General features: G+C 72.3%; 24 protein-coding genes. 10 read left to right on the top strand and 14 right to left on the bottom strand.

Annotated elements, in window-relative coordinates:
• Positions 1-33 precede the first annotated feature (33 nt).
• From C3488_RS09075 to C3488_RS09085, 3 genes are all read right to left on the bottom strand, one after another.
• Positions 34-954, bottom strand: a complete 921-nt coding sequence (locus C3488_RS09075; protein WP_103838863.1) for an aminoglycoside phosphotransferase family protein — start codon at positions 952-954, stop codon at positions 34-36.
• A gap of 103 nt (positions 955-1,057) precedes the next feature.
• Positions 1,058-2,203 (bottom strand): aminopeptidase P family protein, encoded by a 1,146-nt coding sequence (locus tag C3488_RS09080; RefSeq protein WP_103838818.1) that lies wholly within the window; start codon positions 2,201-2,203, stop codon positions 1,058-1,060.
• Between the two features lie 127 nt (positions 2,204-2,330).
• The gene (locus C3488_RS09085; protein ID WP_103838864.1) at positions 2,331-3,212 is read right to left on the bottom strand and encodes a LysR family transcriptional regulator; all 882 of its coding nucleotides are present in this window, start codon (positions 3,210-3,212) and stop codon (positions 2,331-2,333) included.
• A 95-nt stretch (positions 3,213-3,307) separates the two neighbouring features.
• On the opposite strand from C3488_RS09085, the gene C3488_RS09090 reads away from it, so the two are divergent.
• Positions 3,308-4,045 (top strand): hypothetical protein, encoded by a 738-nt coding sequence (locus tag C3488_RS09090; protein ID WP_103838865.1) that lies wholly within the window; start codon positions 3,308-3,310, stop codon positions 4,043-4,045.
• 158 nt (positions 4,046-4,203) lie between these two features.
• On the opposite strand, the gene cyc2 is transcribed toward C3488_RS09090, so the two are convergent.
• Positions 4,204-6,375, bottom strand: a complete 2,172-nt coding sequence (gene cyc2, locus C3488_RS09095; RefSeq protein ID WP_103838819.1) for a germacradienol/geosmin synthase Cyc2 — start codon at positions 6,373-6,375, stop codon at positions 4,204-4,206.
• Positions 6,376-6,566: 191 nt separating this feature from the next.
• Here cyc2 and C3488_RS09100 point away from each other — a divergent pair, with 191 nt between their 5' ends.
• Positions 6,567-7,346 carry an alpha/beta fold hydrolase gene (locus C3488_RS09100; RefSeq protein ID WP_103838820.1) on the top strand — a complete coding sequence of 260 codons (780 nt, stop codon included), beginning with the start codon at positions 6,567-6,569 and terminating at the stop codon, positions 7,344-7,346.
• Positions 7,343-8,608, top strand: a complete 1,266-nt coding sequence (locus C3488_RS09105; protein WP_103838821.1) for a cytochrome P450 — start codon at positions 7,343-7,345, stop codon at positions 8,606-8,608. Before C3488_RS09100 ends, C3488_RS09105 begins: the two co-directional genes overlap by 4 nt.
• A gap of 4 nt (positions 8,609-8,612) precedes the next feature.
• On the opposite strand, the gene C3488_RS09110 is transcribed toward C3488_RS09105, so the two are convergent.
• Both C3488_RS09110 and C3488_RS09115 read right to left on the bottom strand, forming a co-directional pair.
• Complete coding sequence (locus C3488_RS09110; protein ID WP_103838822.1) at positions 8,613-9,761, bottom strand: damage-control phosphatase ARMT1 family protein; 1,149 nt, start codon at positions 9,759-9,761, stop codon at positions 8,613-8,615.
• A gap of 13 nt (positions 9,762-9,774) precedes the next feature.
• The gene (locus tag C3488_RS09115) at positions 9,775-10,227 is read right to left on the bottom strand and encodes a hypothetical protein (protein WP_308460661.1); all 453 of its coding nucleotides are present in this window, start codon (positions 10,225-10,227) and stop codon (positions 9,775-9,777) included.
• Between the two features lie 251 nt (positions 10,228-10,478).
• On the opposite strand from C3488_RS09115, the gene C3488_RS09120 reads away from it, so the two are divergent.
• On the top strand, positions 10,479-11,375 hold the full coding sequence (locus tag C3488_RS09120; protein WP_103838824.1) for a lytic polysaccharide monooxygenase: 897 nt from the start codon (positions 10,479-10,481) through the stop codon (positions 11,373-11,375).
• Positions 11,376-11,427: 52 nt separating this feature from the next.
• Here C3488_RS09120 and C3488_RS09125 read toward each other — a convergent pair whose 3' ends face one another.
• On the bottom strand, positions 11,428-12,093 hold the full coding sequence (locus tag C3488_RS09125; protein WP_103838825.1) for a Tat pathway signal sequence domain protein: 666 nt from the start codon (positions 12,091-12,093) through the stop codon (positions 11,428-11,430).
• 638 nt (positions 12,094-12,731) lie between these two features.
• On the opposite strand from C3488_RS09125, the gene C3488_RS09130 reads away from it, so the two are divergent.
• Together C3488_RS09130 and C3488_RS09135 are read left to right on the top strand one after the other, a co-directional pair.
• Positions 12,732-13,415 (top strand): DUF6230 family protein, encoded by a 684-nt coding sequence (locus C3488_RS09130; protein ID WP_103838826.1) that lies wholly within the window; start codon positions 12,732-12,734, stop codon positions 13,413-13,415.
• Positions 13,412-13,831 carry a DUF6114 domain-containing protein gene (locus C3488_RS09135; protein WP_103838827.1) on the top strand — a complete coding sequence of 140 codons (420 nt, stop codon included), beginning with the start codon at positions 13,412-13,414 and terminating at the stop codon, positions 13,829-13,831. The genes C3488_RS09130 and C3488_RS09135 overlap by 4 nt, the downstream gene beginning before the upstream one ends.
• Positions 13,832-13,950: 119 nt before the next feature.
• On the opposite strand, the gene C3488_RS09140 is transcribed toward C3488_RS09135, so the two are convergent.
• The 3 genes from C3488_RS09140 to C3488_RS09150 form a co-directional block, all read right to left on the bottom strand.
• Positions 13,951-14,754 carry a VOC family protein gene (locus C3488_RS09140; protein WP_103838866.1) on the bottom strand — a complete coding sequence of 268 codons (804 nt, stop codon included), beginning with the start codon at positions 14,752-14,754 and terminating at the stop codon, positions 13,951-13,953.
• A 326-nt stretch (positions 14,755-15,080) separates the two neighbouring features.
• Entirely contained in the window at positions 15,081-15,569 is a 489-nt protein-coding gene (locus C3488_RS09145) for a hypothetical protein (protein WP_258053345.1), read from the bottom strand.
• A gap of 129 nt (positions 15,570-15,698) precedes the next feature.
• On the bottom strand, positions 15,699-16,223 hold the full coding sequence (locus tag C3488_RS09150; protein ID WP_103838828.1) for an ATP-binding protein: 525 nt from the start codon (positions 16,221-16,223) through the stop codon (positions 15,699-15,701).
• Between the two features lie 298 nt (positions 16,224-16,521).
• Between C3488_RS09150 and C3488_RS09155 the strand changes: the two genes are divergently transcribed.
• From C3488_RS09155 to C3488_RS09165, 3 genes are all read left to right on the top strand, one after another.
• A complete protein-coding gene (locus tag C3488_RS09155; RefSeq protein ID WP_103838829.1) occupies positions 16,522-17,397 on the top strand; it encodes a helix-turn-helix transcriptional regulator in 876 nt (291 codons plus the stop codon).
• Positions 17,398-17,400: 3 nt separating this feature from the next.
• Positions 17,401-17,637 carry a DUF397 domain-containing protein gene (locus C3488_RS09160; RefSeq protein WP_103838830.1) on the top strand — a complete coding sequence of 79 codons (237 nt, stop codon included), beginning with the start codon at positions 17,401-17,403 and terminating at the stop codon, positions 17,635-17,637.
• Between the two features lie 162 nt (positions 17,638-17,799).
• Positions 17,800-18,615: an SAM-dependent methyltransferase gene (locus C3488_RS09165; protein WP_103838831.1), complete on the top strand. Its 816-nt coding sequence runs from the start codon at positions 17,800-17,802 to the stop codon at positions 18,613-18,615.
• 287 nt (positions 18,616-18,902) lie between these two features.
• Here the strand turns inward: C3488_RS09165 and C3488_RS09170 are convergent, their stop codons facing one another.
• The 4 genes from C3488_RS09170 to C3488_RS09185 all read right to left on the bottom strand — a co-directional run bounded on the left by C3488_RS09170 (position 18,903) and on the right by C3488_RS09185 (position 22,525).
• Positions 18,903-19,865 (bottom strand): ABC transporter substrate-binding protein, encoded by a 963-nt coding sequence (locus C3488_RS09170; RefSeq protein ID WP_103838832.1) that lies wholly within the window; start codon positions 19,863-19,865, stop codon positions 18,903-18,905.
• A 157-nt stretch (positions 19,866-20,022) separates the two neighbouring features.
• Positions 20,023-20,691: an ABC transporter permease gene (locus tag C3488_RS09175; protein ID WP_103838833.1), complete on the bottom strand. Its 669-nt coding sequence runs from the start codon at positions 20,689-20,691 to the stop codon at positions 20,023-20,025.
• The gene (locus C3488_RS09180; protein WP_103838834.1) at positions 20,688-21,398 is read right to left on the bottom strand and encodes an ABC transporter permease; all 711 of its coding nucleotides are present in this window, start codon (positions 21,396-21,398) and stop codon (positions 20,688-20,690) included. The genes C3488_RS09175 and C3488_RS09180 overlap by 4 nt, the downstream gene beginning before the upstream one ends.
• Complete coding sequence (locus C3488_RS09185; protein WP_103838835.1) at positions 21,395-22,525, bottom strand: ABC transporter ATP-binding protein; 1,131 nt, start codon at positions 22,523-22,525, stop codon at positions 21,395-21,397. The genes C3488_RS09180 and C3488_RS09185 overlap by 4 nt, the downstream gene beginning before the upstream one ends.
• A gap of 205 nt (positions 22,526-22,730) precedes the next feature.
• Between C3488_RS09185 and C3488_RS09190 the strand changes: the two genes are divergently transcribed.
• Positions 22,731-23,729 (top strand): cytochrome c oxidase assembly protein, encoded by a 999-nt coding sequence (locus C3488_RS09190; protein ID WP_258053346.1) that lies wholly within the window; start codon positions 22,731-22,733, stop codon positions 23,727-23,729.
• The last annotated feature ends 6 nt before the right edge of the window (positions 23,730-23,735 follow it).

Here is a 23,735-nt window from a genome sequence, read left to right on the forward strand (position 1 = left end):
GCGCGCCCGCGCGGCCGGACGCCCCGCCGACGCCTACGGCGTCTCCTCCCCCGGCAGTTCCGTGACGCGTTCCAGCAGAATCGGCTCCCAGGCACGGCGCAGGCGGGCCCGGAGGTCCGGCAGAGTGAGGTCCCCCCGGCCCTGGAGTCCGCCGGCCAGGGCGACGAGCGCGTCGCAGCGGGCCAGCCACAGGCCGCGCAGGCAGGGGCGGGCGCCGTAGCCGGCGAGGGTGGCGGCGCGCACCGCGGCGGGAGCGCCGACGGCCGCCGCGAGTCCTGCGATGTCCTCGGCCGGGTCGCCGATCACCGCGTCGTCCCAGCCGAGGACGCCGCGCACCCGCCCGTCGTCGCTGACGACGAGGTGGTCGTCCCGCAGGTTGCGGTGCACCAGGACGGCCGCGCCGGGCTGGGGGGCGAGCTGGCGGGCGGCCGGGGCGGCGAACTGGGCGAGCCGGGCGGGGTCGAACTCGTCCCGCTCGGCGAGACGCTCCGCGGCGTGCGCTGCGGCGGTGCGCAGGGCCTCCAGTGAGCGGGGCGGGACGCGCGGCACGCCGAGCGCCTCGGCCTGACGTACGGGTACCTCGCGCAGCCCCGAGAGCAGGGCCGCGAGGTCCGCCTCGCCGACCGCCGAGACGTCCCGTTCCCTTCCGGTCGAGCCGGGCAGCCTGGCGTCGAGGGTGTAGCCCAGGCCGGCGGCCCACTCCCCGTGCGCCACGCTCATCGGCACCGCCGTCCCGATGTGCGGCCGCACCAGGGCCCGAAGCCGCAGTTCACGGCGCTGGCGGGCGGTGGCGTCCCGGTCGGCGGCCAGCCGCAGCACATGGCGTGCACCGACCCACCAGGTGGCGTGCCCGCCCTCGGCGACGGGCGTCACGTCCGGTCCGTCGCCGTCGTGGAGCAGGGTGCGGACCAGTCGGCGTACGGTCTCCGCCGTCGGTGTCGGTACCTGGGTCATGATCGCGCCGTTGTCGTCTCGGTGGGCGTGCTGCGGGTCGTGTTGCCGGGTCGGGCGGCCGTCGCGGTCGCGTCGGCGGGCGGCCACTGCCTCCTTCACTCCATCAGTCGACCATCGCCATCTCACGGGGCGTGTTGTTCAGGCGGCGTCCGCCGTCGTCGGTCACCGTCACGATGTCCTCGATGCGGACCCCGAAGCGGCCGGGCAGGTACACGCCGGGTTCCACCGAGAAGCACATGCCGGGGACCAGTTGCTGTTCCTCCCCCTCGATCATGTACGGCGGCTCGTGCGTGGTGACGCCGATGCCGTGCCCGGTGCGGTGGATGAAGTACTCCCCGTACCCGGCATCGGCGATGACCGCGCGGGCCGCCCGGTCGACGTCCTGGCAGGCCGCGCCGGGCCTGACCGCGCGGAAACCCGCCTCCTGGGCGGCGCGCACCAGGTCGTGCACCCGGCGCTCCTCGTCGGTGGGTTCGCCGACGTGGACCGTGCGGGTGGTGTCGGAGCCGTAGCCGTGCTTGAGGCCGCCGAAATCGAGGACGACCATGTCGCCGCGCTCGATGACGCGCTCGCCGGCCTCGTGGTGCGGGTTGGCGCCGTTGGGACCCGAGGCGACGATGGTGAAGTCGACCTGGGAGTGGCCGAAGTGCCGCAGCAGGTCGGCGAGGTCGGCGGCGACCTCGCGCTCCCGGCGACCGGCGAAGGGGACCTTCCGGATCTCCTCGTACGTCGCGTCCGCGGCGGCACCCGCGGCGGTCAGCCGGTCGAGTTCCGCTGCGTCCTTGACGGCCCGCAGCATCGGCAGGGCGCGCGTGAGCGCGACGTGGCCGGCGTCGGGCAGCCGTTCGCGCAGGCCGAGCAGGTGCAGGGCCCAGGCGTTGTCGCTGATGCCGTAGCGGCCGTCGGCGGTCAGCAGGGAGGAAGCCGCCTCGTAGGGGTCCTTGCCGTCGGTCCAGTCGCGCAGCGTCAGCGCGCTCCCGCCGGGCGCCCGGGCGGCGTCGGGCGCCTCCAGGGTGGGCACGACGAGGACGGGGTCGTGCCCGGCCCGCAGGACCAGCAGGGTGAGGCGTTCGGTCTCCACCGGGCGGTATCCCGTCAGCCAGACCAGGTCGGGTCCGGGCGCGACGAGGATCCCGTCGAGCCCGGCCTGGGCGGCGGCGTCCGAGGCGCGCCGCATCCGGGCCGCGTAGTCCTCGGCGGTGAAGGGCGCGGGACCGTCCGTGTCGGGCGGTACGGGCGTGCCGGTCATCCATAACCTCCGCTGGTCCGGGTCCTGCCAGGGCCTACGGGCAGCATCCTGCCCCTCCGCAGGGACGGACGCGAGCCCATTGCGACCATGACGGCCCGCGGGCCGGGGCACCCACCCGCGCACGGGGTCACCCCGCGACCCGAGCCGCCGGCCGGAGCAGCCGCTCGGCCAGTGCCGCCGCGGCTCCCCGAAGTCCCCGGCCGTGCACGAGTTCCGTGCGGTGCACCACGCGGGGTGCCGTGAGCGGGACGGCGACCGCTCCCGGTACGCCGGTGGCCGCCGAGCGCGGCAGGACCGCGAGGCCGTGGCCGGCGGCCGCGAGCCCCGTGAGCGTGCGCAGATCCGTGCCCTCATGGCGCAGGGCCGGCCGGAAGCCCGTGCCGCCCGCCACGGCTCGCAGTCGGTCCAGTGGCAGGCCCGCGTCGGGGGCGTCGAGCCAGCGGGCGTCGGCCAGGTCGCCGAGCCGGAGCCCGGCGCGTCGGGCGAGCGGATGGCCGCACGGCAGCAGCACGCAGACGGGCTCCTCGCCGGCGCTCCCGGTCACGAGCGGCGCCACGTCGGGCAGCCGCAGCGGATCACTGGGCGCGGCCAGGCCGTCCACGAGCCCGAGGTCCGCGCCGCCGGTGGCGACCGCGGCGGGGATCTCCTTACGGGTGAGCACTCTCAGCGTGACGCCCGCGGCGGGCAGCGCGGCGAGGACGCGCGGCCCGAGCGCGGTCGGCGTCGCCGCGAGCGTCACCCCGAGCGCGGGCGCGGCCGCCAGCCGTGTGACATCGGCCCTGGCCGCCTCCAGACGCAGCAGCAACGGACCGGCGTGTTCCAGGAGCCGTTCACCCGCCGCGGTGGGTGCGACCGGGCGCCGGGTCAGCAGCGGGGCGCCGAGGTCCTGTTCGAGCGCGGCGATGTGCTGCGACACGGCGGACTGGGTGTAGCCCAGTTCGCGGGCCGCCTCGGAGAAGGATGCGAGCCGGGCGACGGTGACGTAGGTGCGCAGGAGGTGCGGGTCCATGCGCTCCAGCATGTCGCATGGCATCAGTGTCGCTTATCAAGAGTGCAGGAATCATCGTTGGACGTGAACGACGCGGCGGGACGAGCATGGTCGGCATGACATCCGACACGACGCACACCGCCCGTCTCGCCCTGGTCGGCGACCGCTCGCCCGCCGTGGTCTCGCACTCGCGCATCCCCCTGCTGCTGGAGGCGCTCGCCGGGCGCGACCGGCTCGTCCTCGACGCCTACTGGATCCCGTCCGAGGAGGCCGCGGACGAGGGCGCCGTGCGCGGGTTCGACGCGGTCTGGGTGCTGCCGGGCAGTCCGTACCGGAGCGAGGCCGGGGTCCTCGCCGCGATCCGCACCGCGCGCGAGGAGCAGATCCCCTTCCTCGGCACGTGCGGCGGCTTCCAGCACGCGCTGCTGGAGTACGCCCGCACCGTGTGCGGTCTGTCCCGGGTGGCGCACGCGGAGAACGACCCGGATGCCGACGACCTCCTCATCGAGCCGCTGGCCTGCTCCCTGGTGGGCCACGAGGCGGCGGTCCGGATCGTCCCGGAATCGCTGGCCCACACGGTGATCGGCTCCCCGCGGACCGTCGAGCGGTACTACTGCGCGTACGGCCCCTCCCGGCACCTGGACACGCTGCGGGCGCACGGGCTGCGGTTCAGCGGACACGACGAGGACGGGCAGGTGCGGATCGCCGAACTGCCCGGCCACCCCTTCTTCCTGGCGACCCTCTTCCAGCCGGAACTCGCGGGCGACGGCTCGCGCCCGCACCCCGTCGTACGGGCACTGGCGCAAGCCGCGGTGGAGCACGCCGGGCGGCGCGCGCAGGCGCAGTTCGTCTGACCACAGCTCCCGGCGCCTCGCGCAGTCGGTCGGTGGCAGAGCCTCGGCGGCCCGCGTGCCGCCGAGGACGTCCCGGACCCGGCCGCCGGGCGGCGCGAGGTGTCCGAAGCCACCGTGGTGCTCCTCGCGGAGCTCTCCGAGGCGGCCCGGGGTGCGCTTCAGCGTGCCACCGGCGCCGCCCGCAGGGTGACGGCCGAAGCCAGGTCCGGGACGAAGCCGTGGAAGCGGCGGGCCAGGTCCTCGGCGCCGTAGCGGCGGCAGTTGCGGTGCCAGTTCAGGATGGCCGCCATGTAGTTGCGCAGGTCGGCCACATAGCCGTCCATGACTTCGCGCGCCTCCTGGGTGAGCGCGAAGTCGTCGAACAACACGGGCAGTTCGCGGGCGGCCACGTGCTGGAACTGCTCCATCCGCTGGTTCATCAGGTCGCCCACGATGCGCACCGCCGTCGGGTAGTCGCAACCGAAGAAGTTCTGCACCACGAGGAGCGCGTTGTGGATCTCGCCCTCGTACTGGATCTCCTTCTGGTACGAGAAGACGTCGTTGACGAGCATCGCGTAGTCGATGGCCGCGTTCTCCAGTGCGCGGACCGTGCCGCTGCGGTACACCTCGGGCGGGACCGCGGGACCGTGGCCCATGCGGCAGAGGTTCTTGGTGAGGTCGGCGCCGAAGGTGGCGCGACGCATCTCCAGGTAGTCGACGGGGTCCGGGATGCGGTTCTGGAGCTGGTTGGACAGCTCCCACAGCCAGCTCTCGGTCATGTCGTCGACGGCGGCGCGCAACGATCGCCGCTGCTCCGGGGTCATGCCGGCCGTGGTGCGCGCCCACAGGTCGATCAGGCCGCGCTCCATCCCGTTCGCGGGGACGGGGAACTCCGCACCGTCGAGGGGCATGCACGACGACAGCCGCTCGGTGCAGAGCCTGGCCGCGGCGAGGTCGCGGCGGTGGCCGAAGACGAGAGGGTAGTAGTCGTCGCCGTAGGTGCCCCAGGACAGCCACTGGGAGCTGAGGTCCAGCGCCTCGGGGGTCGCGTCCGGATCGAGTCCTGACGCGCACAGGGGCAGGTCGTACGCGGCCAGCTTGTCCTCGTCCCAGACGCCCTCCTGGAGCATGCCCATCCGGTGCATCCAGGGGGTGAGGCGGCTGCGGGCGCCGTCCAGGTGCGGGCTGAGCTCCACCTCGTAGGGCATGTGGAGGTCGGGGATCAGCGAAGCACCCACCTGCTGGAAGGGAACATGCGTGTAGGCACGCAGCCGCTCCGCCCCGGCGTCGGCGAGCAGCCCGCGCACGTCGGCGGCGGACGTGCCGAGGCCGGAGAGCCCGAAGGGGCGCTGCCGGGAGCGGGCGTTTTCGTTCATGTAGCGGCTGGAGCGCATGTGCCATTCGTGGCCGCCGGACTGCCAGTCCTGCAGCCCCTTCGCGTACGCGGCGACGGCGGCGAGCTCGTCCGGGGTGAGCCCCCTGTCCAGGGCCAGGGCGGGGACTTCGGTGAACGCGGTGTGCTCGAACTGGTGCAGGCGCGAGGTGAGGATGTCGTTGACGGCGTCGGCCGCCTCCTGGGTGCCGCAGCCGAAGAAGGTCTCCAGGACGAGGACGCCGTTGCTGTTCTCGCCCTCCTCCTCGACCTCGCGCTGATAGGAGAAGAGGTCGTTGCGCAGGTGGACCGCGTCGGCGAACGTCTCCATGAGCACGCGCAGCGGGCGGGAGCCGGCCACACGGTCGGGCACCTCGGCGGTGGCGTACTCGACGAGTCCCGCTGACCAGGGGGCGCCGCCCACCTTGCGGCGCATCTCGATGTACTCGACCGGGTTGGCGATCCGCCCTTCGTTGATGTTGGACAGCTCCCACAGGGATTCGTTGAGCAGATGCTCGGTGGCGACGGCGAACCGCCTGCGCCAGTCGGGGGACATGGACGGCACCGTGCGTGCCCACAGGTCGGCAAGACCCGCTTCCACCGGGTTCTCCGGGGCCGGCACCGCGGTACCGAGGTCCAGGGGCATGAACAGCGGCAGGCGGTCCAGATAGGCCTTGCCGCCCTCGCGGTCCTGGGTGCGTTTGAAGGTCTCCAGGAAGTGGTCGTCGAAGAAGAACACCCACACGTACCAGTCGGTGATCAGGGAGAGGGCCGGGGCGTCGCAGTCGGGGTGGGTGTACGCGCACAGCAGCCCGTAGTCGTGTGCCTCGAGGTCGGCCTGCTCCCAGATGCCGGAGCCCTCCAGCATGCCCATGGCGCGGGCCCACTCCGTGGAGTGGGCCCGCGCCTCGTCGACATGCGGGTTCAGCCGCGCGGGGTACGGCATGTAGAAGTGCGGGAGGTCGAACGGCTGCGTCATGGGCGGGTCCTGCCCAGGGGCCGGGCGGGGCATCCGCGGGGCGGCGCGTGATCACACCATCGCGTGAATCGGGAGCGAACTGCCGCTGGTTCGGGCCTGACCGCGTCCCCGCCGCCCCGTGCTGCCACCCGCACAGTGGAAAACCCGACCTGCTACTTGCCGAGCCATCTGCCCCGCGCCACCGTGGTCGCATGACCTCCTTCGTGCTGCCCCATGACGTGCAAGGTGACGGCCTCCACAAGGTGTTCGCGGTGCACGGCTGGTTCGGTGACCGGGGTGCCTACTCGGCGGTGGTGCCGGATCTCGATCGCGCCACCTTCACCTATGCCCTGGTCGACCTGCGTGGATACGGTGCCGCCAAGGACGCCCCTGGGGCGTTCGACACCGGTCAGGCGGCCGCAGACCTTCTCGAACTCGCCGACCGGCTGGGCTGGGAGCGGTTCTCGGTGGTCGGGCACTCCATGGGTGGCGCGGTCGCCCAGCGGCTGCTGGCCCTCGCGCCCGAACGCCTGCGCCGGATCGTCGGGGTCTCCCCCGTGCCCGCCTCCGGGCTGGCGATGCCCGCCGAGCAGTGGGAGCTGTTCACAGGTGCCGCGCACAAGCCGGAGAACCGGCGCGCCATCATCGACTTCACCACCGGCGGCCGGCGCCCGGCCGCCTGGCTGGACCGGATGGTCGCCCGTTCGCTGGCGCACAGCGACCCCGAGGCGTTCCGGGCATGGCTGGACTCGTGGGCCGGGGAGGACTTCCACGAGGAGGTCAAGGGTTCGGTGGTGCCCGCTCTGGCCATCGCGGGAGCACTCGACCCGGCGCTGACGGCCGACCTGCTGCGCGACACCTGGCTGCGCTGGTACCCGCACGGCTCGCTCCTCGAACTGCCCTCCGCGGGCCACTACGCGATGGACGAAACACCGCTCGACCTCATCCGGGCCGTGGAGGACTTCCTGCGTGCGGACGGCGCGGAAGCGTGAGCGTCGGCGAGAGCGCTCCACCCGTCCCCGACGTCTTCGACCCCCGCCGTTACGCCGAGGGAGTCCCCTACTGCGCCTACCGCACCCTCCGAGACCGCCACCCGGTCGCCTGGCAGGACGAACCGGAGGTGCTCGGCTGGCCGGCGGGGCCCGGTTTCTGGGCGGTGACCCGGCACGCGGACGTGGTGCGCGTGCTGAAGGACTCCGCGACGTTCTCCTCCTGGCTGGGCGCCACCCAGATCCGTGACCCGGACCCCGCCGACCTGCCGTTCATCCGCCGCATGATGCTCAACCAGGACGCGCCGGCGCACGGGCGGTTGCGGCGGCTGGTCAGCCGTGCCTTCACTCCGCGTCGTATCGACCGCTTCACCGCCGTCGTCCGCCGACGCGCCCGGATGCTGTGCGCGAGCGCCCTCGACCGGGCCCGCGCGGGCGACGGCACGTGTGACGTCGTCTCCGCCATCACCGACGACTACGCCCTGCTCAACCTCGCCGACCTGCTCGGCGTGCCCGAGTCCGACCGGGCCCTGCTGCTGCACTGGACCCGTCGCGTGATCGGCTACCAGGATCCGGACGAGGCGGGCGAGCCGCTCCGCGACGCCGCGGGCCGGCCCGTCGACCCCCGCTCGCCGTCCGCGCTGCGGGACATGTTCGCGTACGCCCGGCAACTGGCCGCCCACAAGCGAACCCACCCCGGCGACGACATCATGACCACTCTCGCCACCGACGCCGAACTCGCCGGCCCCGAGCTGGAGATGTTCTTCTTCCTGCTGACCGTCGCAGGCAACGACACGGTGCGCAGCGCGGCACCCGGCGGCCTGCTCGCGCTCGCCGAGCACCCTGATGCGTATCAGCGGCTCCGTGCACAGCCCGGGCAGCTCAGCCTCTCCGTGGAGGAGCTGCTTCGCTGGCACCCGCCCGTGCTCAGCTTCCGGCGCACGGCCTCCCGTGACACGGAGCTGGCCGGGCGGCACATAAGGGCCGGGGACAAGGTGGTCGTCTTCCACGCCTCCGCCAACCGGGACGAGCGGGCCTTCGCCGCGCCCGACCGGCTCGACCTGGCACGGACGCCGAACCCGCACGTCTCCTTCGGGGACGGTCCGCACGTCTGTCTCGGCGCGCACTTCGCCCGACTGCAACTGCGCGTGCTCTACCAGGAGGTGCTCGAGGCCCTGCCCGATCTTCGCCTGGCCGCCCCGCCCAGAAGGCTCGTCTCGAACTTCATCAACGGCATCAAGGCACTCTCTCTCCAGCTGACTTGAAGGATCAGGGTCTGACCTGGATCAGCGCGTGCGTGCCGCTCGTGCGCCAGCGCTGTTCCTCCGCGGCGACCAGCGCCGCCTCGGTCGCCGCGGTGAGGCCCACGATCACGTCCGACTTCAGGGTGCGCAGCGCCGCGACCGGGCCGGGGAAGTACGCCGTGGCGTCGGCGAACGGCGTCGTCGGCGGGTGGAGCCGGTCCCCCACCAGGCGGCGGTAGTTGAGGTCGCCCTTGAGGATCGTCAGGTCCGCCTCCGCGAACTGGGCGCGCAGGTCGTCGGGCATGTCGGCGTACGGCAGCGGGGCGCAGGAGAACGGGTGCGCCCGGACCTCCAGGCGCCCCTCGGCCAGAGCGGTCCACAGGCGCTCCCCGGCGGCCGCCGCCTCGCCCTGTGCGGCGGTGAGGCGGCGCACGGCGTCCACGACGTCGGCTGTGGTGGCGTCGGAGATGTAGTAGGGATACGCCTTGACGTGCAGCAGGGCCCGCCGTACCCGGCCCTGGCTCAGCAGGTGGTCCAGCAGGAGCAGGTCCGGGATCAGTTCCCGGCCCGCGTTGTCGGCGACCAGGCAGACCGTGTCGCAGGGCAGCAGGGACCACAGCACGTCGCTGTCGTCGGCCACGAGCCCGGAAGCCGTCGTCGAGGCGTCGGGTGCGGACAGGCGGAAGCCGAGGTCCGCGCGGTTGCCCCAGAGCGAGCCGTGCAGCAGGGCCCGCGCCCGCGCGTCGGCAGGCTCGCCGGCCAGCCGGTCCAGGGCAGCCAGTTCCTCGTCGGTCTCCGCGGAGTCGAGTTCGGCGAGTTTGAAGGGGCGGAACGGGTCGATGCCCTGCCAGGGACCCGGGCCGAAGTAGCCGACCGCCTGGAGGAGGTGCCGGTAGAAGTAGCTCTCGGACCACAGGAAGGGCACCTCGAACCAGGACCGGCCCAGGTACTCCCGGGCGCCCCATTGCGCCCACCGCACGTCGTCCTCCGTGCCGAGGGGCTCGATGACGCCCTCGGTGGCGCTGGTCAGCAGCGCCTCCAGGGCGCGACGCCGGTCGGGTCCGTACGGGAAGGCGTCCAGCACCGCGCGGATCAGTGCGGGATGCCGTGCCGAGAGCACACCGTGCGGGAAGGAGCCCGGCTCGTCGGCGAGGATCACGGGGGCGTCAGGCATGGTCACGGGCTCCTCAGGGGCCGGCGGGGATTCCGGGCGGCAGGTCCACGTCCGCGAACCGCTCCTCGAGCTGCTGGTCGTAGCCGGCCTCGGTCCACACCAACTTCTTGAACTGTTCCGGCGTCAGCAGACCCTGCCACGGAGTGCCGCCGGGGCAGAACACCGACGCGCACCCGGCACAGTGGTACGCCGGCCGCCACAGCGCCTCGGCGCGGGGCTCGCCGGCGGTGACGAAGGCGCGTTCGTGGGCCTCGCGACGGACCACGACGACCGTCCCGACCAGCAGCAGGACCGCGAGGAGCGATCCGCCTGCGGTGTAGAGCGGCTGGTGGTGGGCGACGCCGCCGTAGGCGAGGGCGGCACCTACGCCGGCCATCAGCATGCCCTCCAGGAAGTGCACACAGCTGTCGAACCGTGACGGCGCGTCCGGCGACCGCGCCAGCCGGTCGGCCAGGCCGTCGCGCATGGACGCGTGATCGGCGCAGGCCTCGGGGACCGCCCGCACGGCGGCCGAGCCGCAGCCCGGACATTTCACGCCAACCGCCCCTGGGGCGCTCTCCGTTGTCATGCGCCTACGCTAACCGGCGCTTCCGCCCTCCCCCGGGGCGCCGGTCGAGCCGTCGCGCGGCGCCGCAGGTCTGAACAGGCGCCGTCGTATCCCCGTACTCCTCGATGCGCACCTCGCCCGCCGGACCCCGACGCGCCTGGAGACACCGGATGCCCGCTCACCGCACCGTCACCGCGGCCGCTCTCGCCGTGGCCGCCACGCTGCTGCCCGCGACCCCGGCCCTCGCCCACGGCGCGCCCACGGATCCGGTCAGCCGGGTGGTCGCGTGCTCACCGGAGGGCGGCGAACGGGCGCGGACCGCCGCGTGCCGGGCGGCGGTCGCGGCGAACGGCGCCCCGTTCACCGCCTGGGACAACCTGCGGGTGGCGGACGTGAACGGCAGGGACCGGCAGCTGATCCCCGACGGCCGGCTGTGCAGCGGAGGGCTGCCGGCGTACAAGGGCCTGGACCTGGCGCGCTCCGACTGGCCGTCGACCCGGCTCACACCCGGTGCGACGCTGACGATGACGTACAGCTCGACCATCGCGCACACAGGCACGTTCAAACTGTTCCTGACCGTACGCGGCTACGACCCCACAAAGCCGCTGACCTGGTCGGACCTTCCGGCAAAGCCGTTCGCGGAAGTCACGGACCCGCCACTGCGGAACGGCGCCTACCGGATCAGGGCGACGCTTCCGGCGGACCGCTCGGGGCACCACGTCCTGTACACGATCTGGCAGAACTCCAGCACGACGGACACCTACTACTCGTGCTCCGACGTGGTGTTCGCCACCTCCGGCGCTTCGGGCGCCGGCACGGCCAAGGGCAGGCCGAGCGGCACGCCGGCTCCGTCGCCCAGCGCCCCCGCGGCCACCGTACCCAGTGCTCGGGCGACCGCCGCTCCCGGTGACCCGGCCACGACCGTGCCCGGCACCCCGGCCGCGGCCACCGCGCCCCGCAAGGACCGTGGCCCCTCGGTGCCGCTGCCGGCGGGTGGCGCCGCGGCGGCGGTCGCGCTGGTCGTGGGGGGCGCCGCTCTCGCCGTGCTGCGCCGCAGGCGTGGCTGAGACGGCCGCCCCGGTCCCGCCGGAGACCGGGGCGGCCGTAGGCCGTGGGCCGTCAGTTGACGGAGACGACCGGGCTGCCGGGCTGGCTGGTGTCGGTGACCGGGGCGTACTTCGCCGTGAAGTAGCCGTTGGCGAAGCACAGCGACGAGCCGGAGGTCTTGGTGAAGTGCTGGCCGGTGAAGGCGATGCTGTTGTCGGTGTTGCTCGCCGTACCGGTCAGGCTGGGCGCCTGGTAGACGCAGGTGATCGTGCCGAGCAGGGTGCGCAGCTTGACGGTGGTCTGGATGGGGGAGCCGGCGGCCGGGGTGACGGTCACGGTGCCGTCGGAGGCGACCGTGGTGGTGTAGGGCAGGTTGTCGACGGTGATGCTGCCGACGCCCAGTACGCCGGTGACGTTGCTGGTGCAGCTGCTGCTGTCGAAGCTGTGGCCGGTGAGCGACTCGGTGGCGGTGCCGGGGGCCGCCGGGTTGTCGGTGACGGTGGCGGTGAACGTCGAGGAGGTGCAGGAGACACCGCTGGTGCCGGTGGCGCTGGAGTGGAGCGTGGCCGTGGTGCCGCTCGCGAGCGACGCGTTGAGGACGTCGCCGACGGCGACGGCGGTGCCGCCCGCGCCGCCGGTCGTGAGCACCGCGCCGTCCGCGGAGGCGGGGGACGACGTGGCCACGGCGAGGGCCACGGCGGCGCCGGCGACGGCGAGCAGGGATCGGGTGGTACGCATGGGGTGCCTCTTTCCGAAGTGGGGGGCTGTGCGGGTGGTGGGTGCCGCTGCCGCCCCGTCACGCCTTCTCCGTACGTGACGGGGCGGCAGCGGCGGCCGGGCCACCGGGAATGGTCCGTGGACAGGGGGAAAGCGGACGTGCCGGTGACGCGGAGGGGTGACCGGATCGCCGGTGGATGTGAAGGATCCGTGCGGCGCACCGCGTGTGCGGAGGTGTCACCACACGCCCCGGAAGGCGGGGCCGGGAGGGCGACGTGCGCCGTGCGACGGATCCGGCGCCACGGATCCGCGGAAAACACGGGATGTTGTAGACCTGATCAGTCGTCAACGTCAATACACCACACACAAGTTGGAGTGTCGACCCGCGAGGCGCAGGCCGCAGCAATACACCGCCGGGCGCTTCGGCCTCGCCGGCCACCCGGCCGATCACCGGCGCCACACAATCAGCACGCTTCTGCCACAACTCCCTTGACCCCTGGGTGTAACCCCCGGTAACTTCCTTGGTGGCCACTGCCGCACCACGAGCAAGCCCTTGCACACGCCGGGAGGTGTGAGGAGGCGTGCGCGGCAGCCGCTGTCCGCGCCAGGACACCGTGCCAGTGAAGCCCTACTCGCATTGACCATGCCCAGGAGCAGACATGGCCTCGTCCTCGGACGTCACGGCGTCCCCCGGTTCCACCCCCGAGCCCCCGGAAAGCGGTTCCGCCGCCGAGGGGTCCCCCGCACGACGCGGACGGGTCCGCCTGCGCCGCGCCGCGGTGATGGCGGTGCCTGCCACCGCGATCGCCGCGGGACTCGCGATCATGACCGCCCAGGGAGCACTGGGCGTGCAGTTCGCGATCTCCGGCATGGCCTTCACGGTCACCGCCACCGACCTGAACGGCACCGGCTTCGAGCAGTTCGGCGGCCTCGACACGCTGGACAAGGACAACCCGCTGAGAGAGACCGTCGGTGACGAGGTGGCGGTCGTCACCTCCGTGATCAAGAACGCGACGCTCACCAAGCTGTGCCAGAGCGTCGACCTCGGCGGCTCATATCTGAAGATCACCGCGGGCGGCGGCAAGGACAAGGTCGTCGCCAGCGATCTGACCACCGACTCGACCCAGCTGACCGGTGACGCCGACTTCACCAACATCGAGATCGGCAACGACGCCGGCACGCTGAACAAGGCAGGGGTGAAGGGCCCCCACGGTGTCTTCAGCCAGCAGTCCGACACCGTGCACATCGCCAACCTGCGGCAGACCAACTACGCCACCACGGCGGGCACCTTCAAGCTCCCGGGGCTCAAGCTCAGCTTCAGCGACTCGGACTGCCCCTCATGACGAGCGGGCCGAGGGCCGCCTTCCGGCGATGGCGGGCGAACCGGCCCTTCTGGGGCGGGCTGCTGCTCGCCCTGGGCGGGGCGGAGATCCTCCTCACCGAGAAGGCGTCGCTGAAGGTGGTCATGCACATCGGCATGCAGGGCCTCGCGGGGTACCTGCTGCCGACCGTGATGGTGCTGGCCGGTCTGCTGATCCTCTTCAACCCAACCCAGCGCCTGTTCTACTCGCTCATCGGCATCCTGACGTCGCTGGGCACCTGGCTCACGTCCAACCTGGGCGGTTTCCTGATCGGCCTGCTGCTGGGCGCGGTGGGCAGCTCTCTGGCCTTCGGCTGGCTGCCGGACCAGGAACCGCGCAAGGGCGTGCTGCGCCGTCGTCGCGATCAGGCCCCCACCGCCGGCTCGGCCGTGTCCTGACCCCTCGCGCCCCTCGGCGGGCGGACGGTCGCCCCGATCCCACACCAAGCGGGGTTCCCCTCCCGATCCCGCCCGCCGAGGCCGTACCGCGAACGGGCGTCCGAGCGCCGCCGGCGGGCTCAGCGTTCCCGCTGCCTCGCGGTCACCGTGAAGCGTGCGCCGTCCGGGTCGGCCAGCACCGCCTCGCCCGCGCCCTCCTCCCACTGCAGCACGGACCCGCCGTGCGCGCGGGCCGCCAGGACGCAGGCGGTGACGTCGTCGACCGTGAAGTGGATCTGCCAGTGCGGCCGGATCGTGGGATCGGGCGCCGCCTCCACCGCTCCCGAGTGGATCCGCGCGACCACCACTCCGCTGCTGCGCAGCACGACCTCGTCACCGTCGTAGTGCACCTCGCAGCAGCCGGGGCGCGCGGCGGCCCACTCCAGGACCTCGCCGTAGAAGATGGCGGCGTCGAAGGCGTCGCGCGTGTGCAGCCTTATGAAGGTGGGGGCGGCGGCCCGCCACTCCACCCAGTCCGTGATGAGCGGACCCTCCCAGATGCCGAACACGGCCCCGTCACGGTCCGCGAGCAGGGCCGCCCGGCCCGGCGGGAGAGCGAGCGGTCCCACGGCCGTCGTCCCGCCGCGCTCCCGGCAGCGGGCCGCGGCGTCGTCGGCGCTGTCGACCGCGAAGTACACGGTCCAGGCCACGGCCATCTGCCACATCGAGGCGACGGCGGCGATCCCGGCGACGGGCACCCCGTCCGCGAGCGCCACCCGGAACCGGTCGCCGAGGCTGTTGGGCCGCCACTTCCAGCCGAAGACGGCCTGGTAGAACTCCTCCGCGCCCTCCAGGTCGCGGGTGGCCAGACTCACCCAGCACGGTGCGCCGAACACCGAGTGACTGGTTACTTCCCCCTTGCCACGTGTCTCGTTCTTCTCCATGACCACACCGCCCGGTACGTTTTCCACGACTCCGCCTTCGGGGCGCCTGAGCCGGCGCCGAGCGGCCGACCGTGCTCAGCCCTGCGGGCCTGCGCGCGCTCGACCGCTCGCCTCCGGTGCACCCCGCGGCTCGTCCGAGGGGAGGCGCCGGGCACCTACTGCATCGTTCGCTGAGGACCTCCGGGTACCCCGATCGCACCTTTGCAAGGATGCGCCACCGAGCGCCGGGTTTCATCCCGAGACGGGGCCGGGGCCTGTCTTTCGGATCAGCTCGGCGTCACGGGTCCTGGCAGACAGACCCTGGGCGCCTGAGGCCCGGAACCGCCTCAGGCGCCCACACCCAGCGACCAGTGCGGGGTGCTGCCGGCCAGGCGGCAGGCGAGGAAGTACAGCGGGATGGGGGGCGTGTACGGAGAGTCACCGTCCGGTCGGTGGATCAGCCGGGGCCGACCCGGGCGGGGGCCGCTCCAGGAGGGGTCACGGTGGTGTGCGTCCGCCGCCGCGCCCGGTCCCACGCGCGCGTCGACGGCGTAGCTCGTCGTCGGTGGCCAGGTGACTCCGATGTCGGAGCCCGCGGGAACGATCCACCACCAGCGCAGGTCGTCGGCGAAGACGCAGCCGACGCGGGGCAGGCACTTCGTGATCCGTTCGCCGTGGCGCGCGGGGATGCCCACGGCGTCGTACCCGAGAGCGGCGGTCAGCTCCTCGGGCAGGCACAGGCGGTCGGGCTGCTCGGACAGGAGGGACGGGGCCGTGGACGGAGACGCGGAGGGAGTCGGATGGGACAGCGGGTCGAAGACGTGCGGTCGTTCCATGCGATGCGGATCCTTGTTGATCATTTGCCTCCGGGGCACCTGAGCCGGTGCTGAGAGGCGACCGGGCTCAGCCCTCCGTCGCCGGGCCTGCGCGCGATCGGCCTCTCGGCACCGGCGCGCCCCTTCGGCTTAAGCGGCCGGGTGGGGGTCGGGCCTGAGGGTGTGCGGGACCGGGTCAGCGGGCGGCCCGGTGGCCACGGTCTCGCCGGGTTCCGGTGCCAGGTCGGCCCAGACGATGCGGCCGGAGCCGTCCGGGGCGTCCCGCACGCCCCAGTCGCCGCTGAGCATGCCGACCAGCATCAACCCGCGGCCGCCCTGGTCGTCCGGCCCGGGCCGGCGCCGGGTCGGGAGCGTGCCGCCGCGGTTCTCGTCCTCGACCTCGATGCGCAGCCGGTGGCCGTCGGTGCGGATCCGGCAGACGATCCGGTCGCCGGCACTGTGCTTGACCGCGTTGGTGACCAGCTCCGAGGTCACCAGCACGGCGTTGTCGGTCGTGCAGTCCCCGGTGCCCCAGCGCTCGAGCAGCCGCCGGACACCTGCGCGGGCCAGGCCCACGGCGGCGGGGACCGCCGGGAGGTCGAAGACACCGGTTCTCGCTTGTGCCGCGTCCGCGGGCAGGCGGTCCACGGACTGGGGGAGGGAGGGCGGAGCCATCGCCGTTCGCCTTTCGTCTGCCTGGGGACCTGGCCGGACCTGGCCGGTACCCACCGCCCTCCGACCACGGCGCGATCCGCGTACCTCGCGTCGCAGGCGCCGAAGCAGCCCCGTCTCCCCCAACTGAGCTGCTGAGCACCATGGTTCACCGTCTTCGGGCGGTATGAACACTGTGGCATCCGGCAACAACGCCCCGCAACCGGCAAGTTGAAAATTGCAATTCGTGAGGTGCATCCTGCTCCGGTCGACGGAAGATCGTGACAGACTGCGACCGTGCATCCCGTGTGAGGGGGTAGGCGTGACCGCGGAAACCGACTGGGGCGGCGCCCCCACCGTTCTGCGCATGATCCTCGGCCGGCAGCTGGAAGAGCTGCGCACGCGGGCCGGTCTGACGTACGAGCAGGCCGCCGAGGCGATCGGGGTCAGCCACTCCACGATCCGCCGTATGGAGGCCGCCAAGGTGGCCCGGCTGCGGATCGCGGACGTCGAGAAGCTGCTGCAGACGTACGGCGTCACGGACCAGCAGGAGATCGACACGTTCCTGAAGTCGGTCCGTGAGGCCAACAAGCGCGGCTGGTGGCACACCTACCGCGATGTGCTGCCCGACTGGTTCGCCGCGTACCTCAGCCTGGAGCAGGCGGCCCTGCAGATCCGCGCGTACGAGGCCGAGTTCGTGCCCGGCCTGCTGCAGACGGAGGACTACGCGCGGGCCCTGCTGAGCGCCGGCAACCCGCACGCCCCCACCGAGGCGACCGAGCGCCGGGTGGCGCTGCGCATGCGGCGCCAGGAGCTGCTGTCGCGGCCCTCGCCGCCGCGCGTGTGGGTGGTGATGGACGAGACGGTGCTGCGCTGGCCGGTCGGCGGCCCGAAGGTGATGCGTGCCCAGATCGATCATCTGATCGCGATGAACGCCCTCCCCCATGTCACCTTGCAGGTCATGCCGTTCGGCAACGGCCCGCACCCGGCCATGCGCGCCGGTGCGTTCCACCTCTTCCGGTTCCGGGCGCCCGAGCTGCCGGACATCGTCTACCTGAGCGGTCTCGTGGGCGCCGTCTACCTGGACAAGGCGGACGACGTCGTGGTCTACCGCGAGGCCCTGGACCGGTTGGGCGCGCAGTCCGCGCCCGCGAAGAAGACCGAGGCCGTCCTCGGCGCGATCCGCAAGGAGTTGTGAGAAGTGCACGACCCGATACGCACCTGTGTGCCGTCCCACGCCCTCGGCACCCGCGGCTGGTCCAAGCCCTGGAGCGACGACGCGGGCGGCGCCTGCGTGGAGGCGAAGAAACTGGCCGACGGCAGCGTGGCCCTGCGGCAGTCCACGGACCCCGACGGCCCGGCGCTGGTGCTCAGCCGCACCGAGCTGGCGGGCTTCCTGGCGAGCGTGAAGGCGGGCGAGGCCGACTTCCTGCTGTGAAGCGCGGCCGCCGGCCGCTGCCGATCCCCTTTTATCTCTGCGTCCTGTGTGTTTGTCTCTGCGTCCCCAGCAGAGCCTTGCCCTCCCACACCACAACCGAGACCCCACAACCGAGACCTCACCACGAGACCTCACGACCGAGACCCGGAACAGGAGACGGCGTTGCCCGACAACGGATGGCCGGCCGACCGCATCGACACCGAGAGCGCGCACTCGGCGCGCATCTACGACTACATCCTGGGCGGCAAGGACTACTACCCCGCCGACAAGGAGGCGGGCGACGCCATGGCGCGGGAGTGGCCCGCCCTGCCCGTCCACATGCGCGCCAACCGGGACTGGATGAACCGGGCGGTGCGCTGGCTCGCCGAGGAGGCGGGCATACGCCAGTTCCTGGACATCGGTACCGGCATCCCCACCTCCCCCAACCTGCACGAGATCGCCCAGTCGGTGGCGTCCGAGTCGCGGGTGGTGTACGTCGACAACGACCCCATCGTGCTCACCCTGTCCCAGGGGCTGCTGGCCAGCGCGCCCGAGGGGAAGACGTCGTACATCGAGGCGGACTTCCGCGACCCCGAGGCCATCCTGGGCGCTCCCGAGTTCCGGGAGACCCTCGATCTGGGCAGGCCGGTCGCCCTCACGGTCATCGCGATCGTCCACTTCATCCTGGACGAGGACGACGCGGTGGGGATCGTACGGCGGTTGCTCGAACCGCTGCCGTCCGGAAGCTACCTGGCGATGACCATCGGGACCGCCGAGTTCGCGCCCGAGGAGGTGGGACGGGTGGCACGGGAGTACGCGGCCCGGAACATGCCGATGCGGCTGCGGACGATCGACGAGGCCCACGAGTTCTTCGAGGGGCTGGAGTTGGTGGAGCCGGGGATCGTCCAGGTGCACAAGTGGCACCCGGACGGCACGGGGGAACAGGGTATTCGGGACGAGGACATCGCGATGTACGGGGCCATCGCCCGAAAGCCGTAGCCCACGGCCGCGCCCCCCTGTGAGGCGGCTGGCTGCAACTCCGGGCGCTGGGTCAGGAGTTCGGCCGCCGCCGGCACGGCCGCCGTCAGGGGCGCTCCTCCGTGCCGTCCGCAAGGGCGGCGTTCGGCCGTCGGTGATCCGGGACGGCGGACGGGACGGGGCGCAGGCGCAACCCCCCTGCGGCGACGGCCGGTTCCGTCTCGGGACAGTGCGACGGCGCGGGCGCCGGCCGCCCCGAAGGGCCGGGGGCACCCGCGCCGGTCCCTGCGCGGTGGTGTCCGCGGACGTCAGTCCAGGCCGACCGACTTCAGCCAGGCCTTGGCGACGTCGAGCGGGTCCTTGTTCTGAAGCTGCACCTGGGTGTCCATCTCGAGCAGGGCCGCCGTGTCGAGCTTGGCCGAGACCGCGTTGAGCGCGTCGACGCCCTTCTGGTCGAGCCCGCTCTTGTAGACGAGCGGCTGCACGTTCTCGAACCCGAAGAGGTTCTTCGGGTCCTGAAGGACGACGAACTTCTCCTTGACGACGGTCGGGTCCGTGGTGAAGATGTCGGCCACCTGCACGGTGTTCTTCTTCAGCGCCGCCTGGGTGAGCGGGCCGCCCGCGTCGAGCGCCTTGAAGGACTTGAACTGCAGGCCGTAGACGCTCTTCAGGCCGAGCAGACCCTGCTGCCGGGTCTGGAACTCCGGCGAGGCGCCGATCACCAGGTCCTTGGCGACGTCCTTGAGGTCGGCGATGGAGGACTTCTCGGTGAGGTTGTACTTCTTCGCCGTGTCCTGGTTGACGGTGACGGAGTCCTTGTCCTGCGCGGGCGCCGGTTCCAGGAGCGTGAGGGCGGGGTCCAGCTTGGCGTTGATGGCGGCGGTGGTGGCGGCGACCGTCTTCGGGGCGGCCTTCTTGTCGAGGTAGGCCAGCAGCGCGCCGTTGTACTCGGGCAGCACCGTGATGGAGCCGTTCTTCAGCAGGCCGTACGTCGTCTCGCGGCTGCCGATGTTGGGCTTGTAGGTGACCTTGATGCCCTTGGCCTTCAGGGCCTCGCCGTAGATGTCGGCGAGCAGGATGCTCTCGGAGAAGTTGTTCGAGCCGACGACGACCGTGTCGCCGCTCGCCTTGCCGCCCTGGAGCGGGTTGTCGGACTTGGTGTCGGAGGACGAGGAACACCCCGCGAGCAGTGCCGCCGTGGCGGCGAGTGCGACTGCGGCCGCGCCGGGGAGTCTCCTGCTGGACGTGCTGGCGTTCGCGGTAGAGGTCACGATTCCCGTTCCGTACTTGGGGATTGGGCGGAGTGCGCGGAGCTGTGTGGGGTGCCGGTACGCACTTCACCGATCCAATCCAGCACCTTCTTGGTCAGTCAAGAGCTCCCTGGTCACCGATCGGCCTCGATACACGGCCGGTTGGGGAGGCGCGCCGTCAGGCTCTCCTGCGCACTCCCGGCGACACCGCCGCCCGCGACACCGCCCAGAACACCGTGAGCGTGGCGAGCGCCAGCACGGCCACCAGGGTGGCACCGCCGACGACCTTCTCGTAGTCGCGCTGGTAGAGCCCGTCCACGATGTAGCGACCGAGGCCGCCGAGGCTGACGTACGCGGCGATCGTGGCCGTCGAGACGATCTGGATGGCCGCCGAGCGCAGACCGCTGAGGATCAGCGGCAGCGCCACGGGCACCTCGACCTGGAAGAGGATCCTGGGCTCGCTCATTCCCATGCCCCGCGCGGCGTCCACCGGGGACGGGTCGAGGGAGCGCACGGCCTCGTAGGTGGTCACCAGGATCGGCGGCACGGCCAGCACCACCAGCGGGATCATGACCGGCAACAGCCCGAGGCCGAGCAGCACGAACATCAGGACCAGCAGACCGAAGCTGGGCAGCGCGCGGGCGGCGGTGGCGACGAACGCGAGGACGTTGCCGCCGCGCCCGGTGTGGCCGGTGAGCAGACCCACCGGCAGCCCGATGGCGGCGGCGACGGCGAGGGCCGTCAGGGAGTACTGGACGTGTTCGAGCAGGCGTTGCGGGATGCCGTCGTAGCCGTGCCAGTGGGCGCCGTCGCTGAAGAAGGCGTTGACGAAGTTCAGGACGTTCACCGGGTCACGTCCTCAAGGACGAGTGCGGACGGCTCGGGCCGTGCGGCGGCCTTCCGCCTCCTGCCGGTGCCGCGCGGCATCCACGGCGTCAGCAGGACGCGTACCAGGACGAGGAGGGCGTCGACGAGGATCGCGAGGACGGCCGTGGTGACCACGGAGTTCACCGCGAGGACGGGCCGGTGGTAGAACATCGCGTCGGCCAGGAGGTTGCCGAGCGCGCCCTGGTTGCCGATGAGGGCGCCGACGCTGACCAGGCTGATGCTGGAGACGGTCGCGACCCGCAGGCCGGCCAGGATGGCGGGCGCCGCGATCGGCAACTGCACCTGGAGATAGCGCCGTACGGGCCCGATGCCCATGGCGGTGGCCGCCGCCAGCGTCTCCTGCGGCACCGAGCGGACACCGTCCACGATCGCCGGGACCAGCACCACCAGGCTGTACACGGCCAGTGGGATCATCACGGTGAGCTCGCTCTGGCCGGTGTAGTCGATGAGGACGACGAAGAACGCCAGCGACGGGATGGCGTACAGGACCGTCGTCACACCGAGGACGGGCGGGTACAGCCAGCGGAACCGCACGCACAGCTGGGCGGTCGGCAGGGCGGCGACCAGGCCGGCGAGGACCGGCAGCAGGGCCTCTCTCAGGTGCAGTCCGATCAGCCCCAGCCAGCTGTGCTGAAGATCGCTCGGGATGTCGAAGAACCCGTTCATCCGGTGACCTTCGTGTCGCTGAGGCCCTCGGCGTGGGCGCTGCGGATCGCCTCCGCGATGGTGGCCTGCGAGACCACGCCGACCACCCGGCCGGTGTCGTCCACCGCTACGGCCCACCCGGTGGGCGAGAGCACGGCGCCGTCGAGCGCGGCGCGCAGCGAGTCCCTGCCGTGGGCGAACGGCCGTCCGTACGGCAGCAGTCGCTCCGGCGCGATGTCCCCGGCGGTCAGCTCCCCCGGCTCGCCCCAGCCGAGCGGTCTGCCGTCGAGGTCGGTGACCAGCAGGTACGGCGCCTCGGGCGTGGCGCGGGAGGCGATCTGCTCGGCGGTGGAGTCGACGGCGACGATCGGGGTCTTGAGCAGCTGAAGGGTCTCGGAGGAGAAGAACGACAGCCGCCGGATGCCCCGGTCCGTGCCGAGGAAGTCCTCCACGAAGGCGTCGGCGGGGGACGACAGCAGTTCGGCGGGCGGTGCGAACTGGGCGAGCCGGCCGCCGGTGCGCAGGACGGCGACCATGGTTCCGAGCCGGATCGCCTCGTCGATGTCATGGGTGACGAAGACGATGGTCTTGCCCAACTCGTCCTGGATCCTGAGCAGTTCCTCCTGCAGGCCCTTGCGGACGATCGGGTCGACGGCGGAGAACGGCTCATCCATCAGCAGCACCGGCGGGTCGGCGGCGAGCGCCCGGGCCACGCCGACGCGCTGCTGCTGTCCGCCGGAGAGCTGGTAGGGGTACCGCTTGGCGAGGGAGGCGTCGAGCCCGACGCGTTCCATCAGCTCCCGGGCCCGGTCACGGGCGCGGTCCTTGCTCCAGCCGAGCAGCCGGGGCACGGTGGCGATGTTGTCGACGATGGTGCGGTGCGGGAAGAGCCCGGCGTTCTGGATCACGTACCCCATGGACCGGCGCAGGACGTTGACCGGCTGCTTGCCGATGTCGACGCCGTCGAGCGTGATCGTGCCCTCGCTCGGCTCGACCATCCGGTTGATCATGCGCAGCGTCGTGGTCTTGCCGCAGCCCGAGGGGCCGACGAGGACGGTGATCGAGTGGTCCGGTATCTCGAGAGACAGCCTGTCGACCGCCACCGTGCCGTCCGGATACCGCTTGGTGACTGAATCTATCCGTATCAAAACGCCGAATGCCCTTCGGGTGTCGCGGAGAGCGGCCTCACCTCGGCCGGTGTCGCACGGGCCGTTGCGGGGAGAGTGTAGACGGCGGGTGTTGCGGCGCCGTGGCGCGCGGCGGGACCTCGCGGGAACCGCCGGGGCCGGGACGAGGTGAATCCTTGACTTGCCGGTTTGCGCACATCCGCAGGCGAGGGGGAGCATGACCGGCATGCCGCTGAACGAGATGGCCCTGACGACGGCGAGCCTGCCGGAGCTCACCACGGGACGGCTGCTGTCCTCGTGGCACCTCGACGTCCCGGCGCTCCTCCTGGTCCTCCTCCTCGGCACGCTCTACGGCTGGGGCGCCGCGAGACTGAGACGCCGGGGCGAGCCGTGGCCCGCGGCCCGCACAGCGACTTTCGCCCTGCTGGGCCTCGGCTCGCTCGTCGTGGCGACCATGTCCGCGCTCGCGGTGTACGACCACGCGCTGTTCTGGCCCGCCGCGGTGCAGAACGTCCTGCTCGACCTGATCGCTCCCCTCGGGCTGGCACTGGGCGACCCGCTGCATCTGGCGGTCCGCGCCCTCCCCGAGCGGGCCTCGGGGCGGGTGCGGCGGGCGATGACCGGGCGGGTGGTGCGGCTGCTCACCTTCCCCCTGGTCAGCACGGCGCTGGTGCTCGCCACCGAGCTGACGGTGTACTTCACGCCGTACTTCGCGACCGCCCTGCGCCTCGGCTGGCTGCACGAGCTGATGTATCTCCACCTGCTGCTCGCCGGGACCCTGTTCGTCGTGCCGGTCCTCACCCACGAGGGGGCGCTGCCCGCCTGGTGCACCCACCCGGTGCGCGCGGCGCTGGTGTTCGTGGACGGGATCATCGACGCCGTACCGGGGATCGTGGTGATGACCCACGGCACGCTGATCGCAGGCGCCTGGTACCTGCACCACGCCCCGCCCTGGGATCCGGACGTGCTCCACGACCAGCAGCTCGGCGGCGGTGCGATGGTCGGCATCGCGGAGCTGGTGGCGTTGCCCTTCCTGCTCGCGATCCTGGTGCAGTGGGCCCGCACCGAGCGCGCCCAGACGGTCGCACTGGACCGCCGCCTGGAGACGGAACTGGTCCCCGCGGCCCCCGCTCCCGGCCAGACGGCCGACGAGGACCGCGTACGCCCCTGGTGGGAGACCGAGGACAACGAGGTCGCCCAGCGCATCCGCCGGCAGCACGGCTGAGAGGTG

Source organism: Streptomyces sp. Ru72 (assembly GCF_002920635.1).
Lineage (GTDB): Bacteria > Actinomycetota > Actinomycetes > Streptomycetales > Streptomycetaceae > Streptomyces.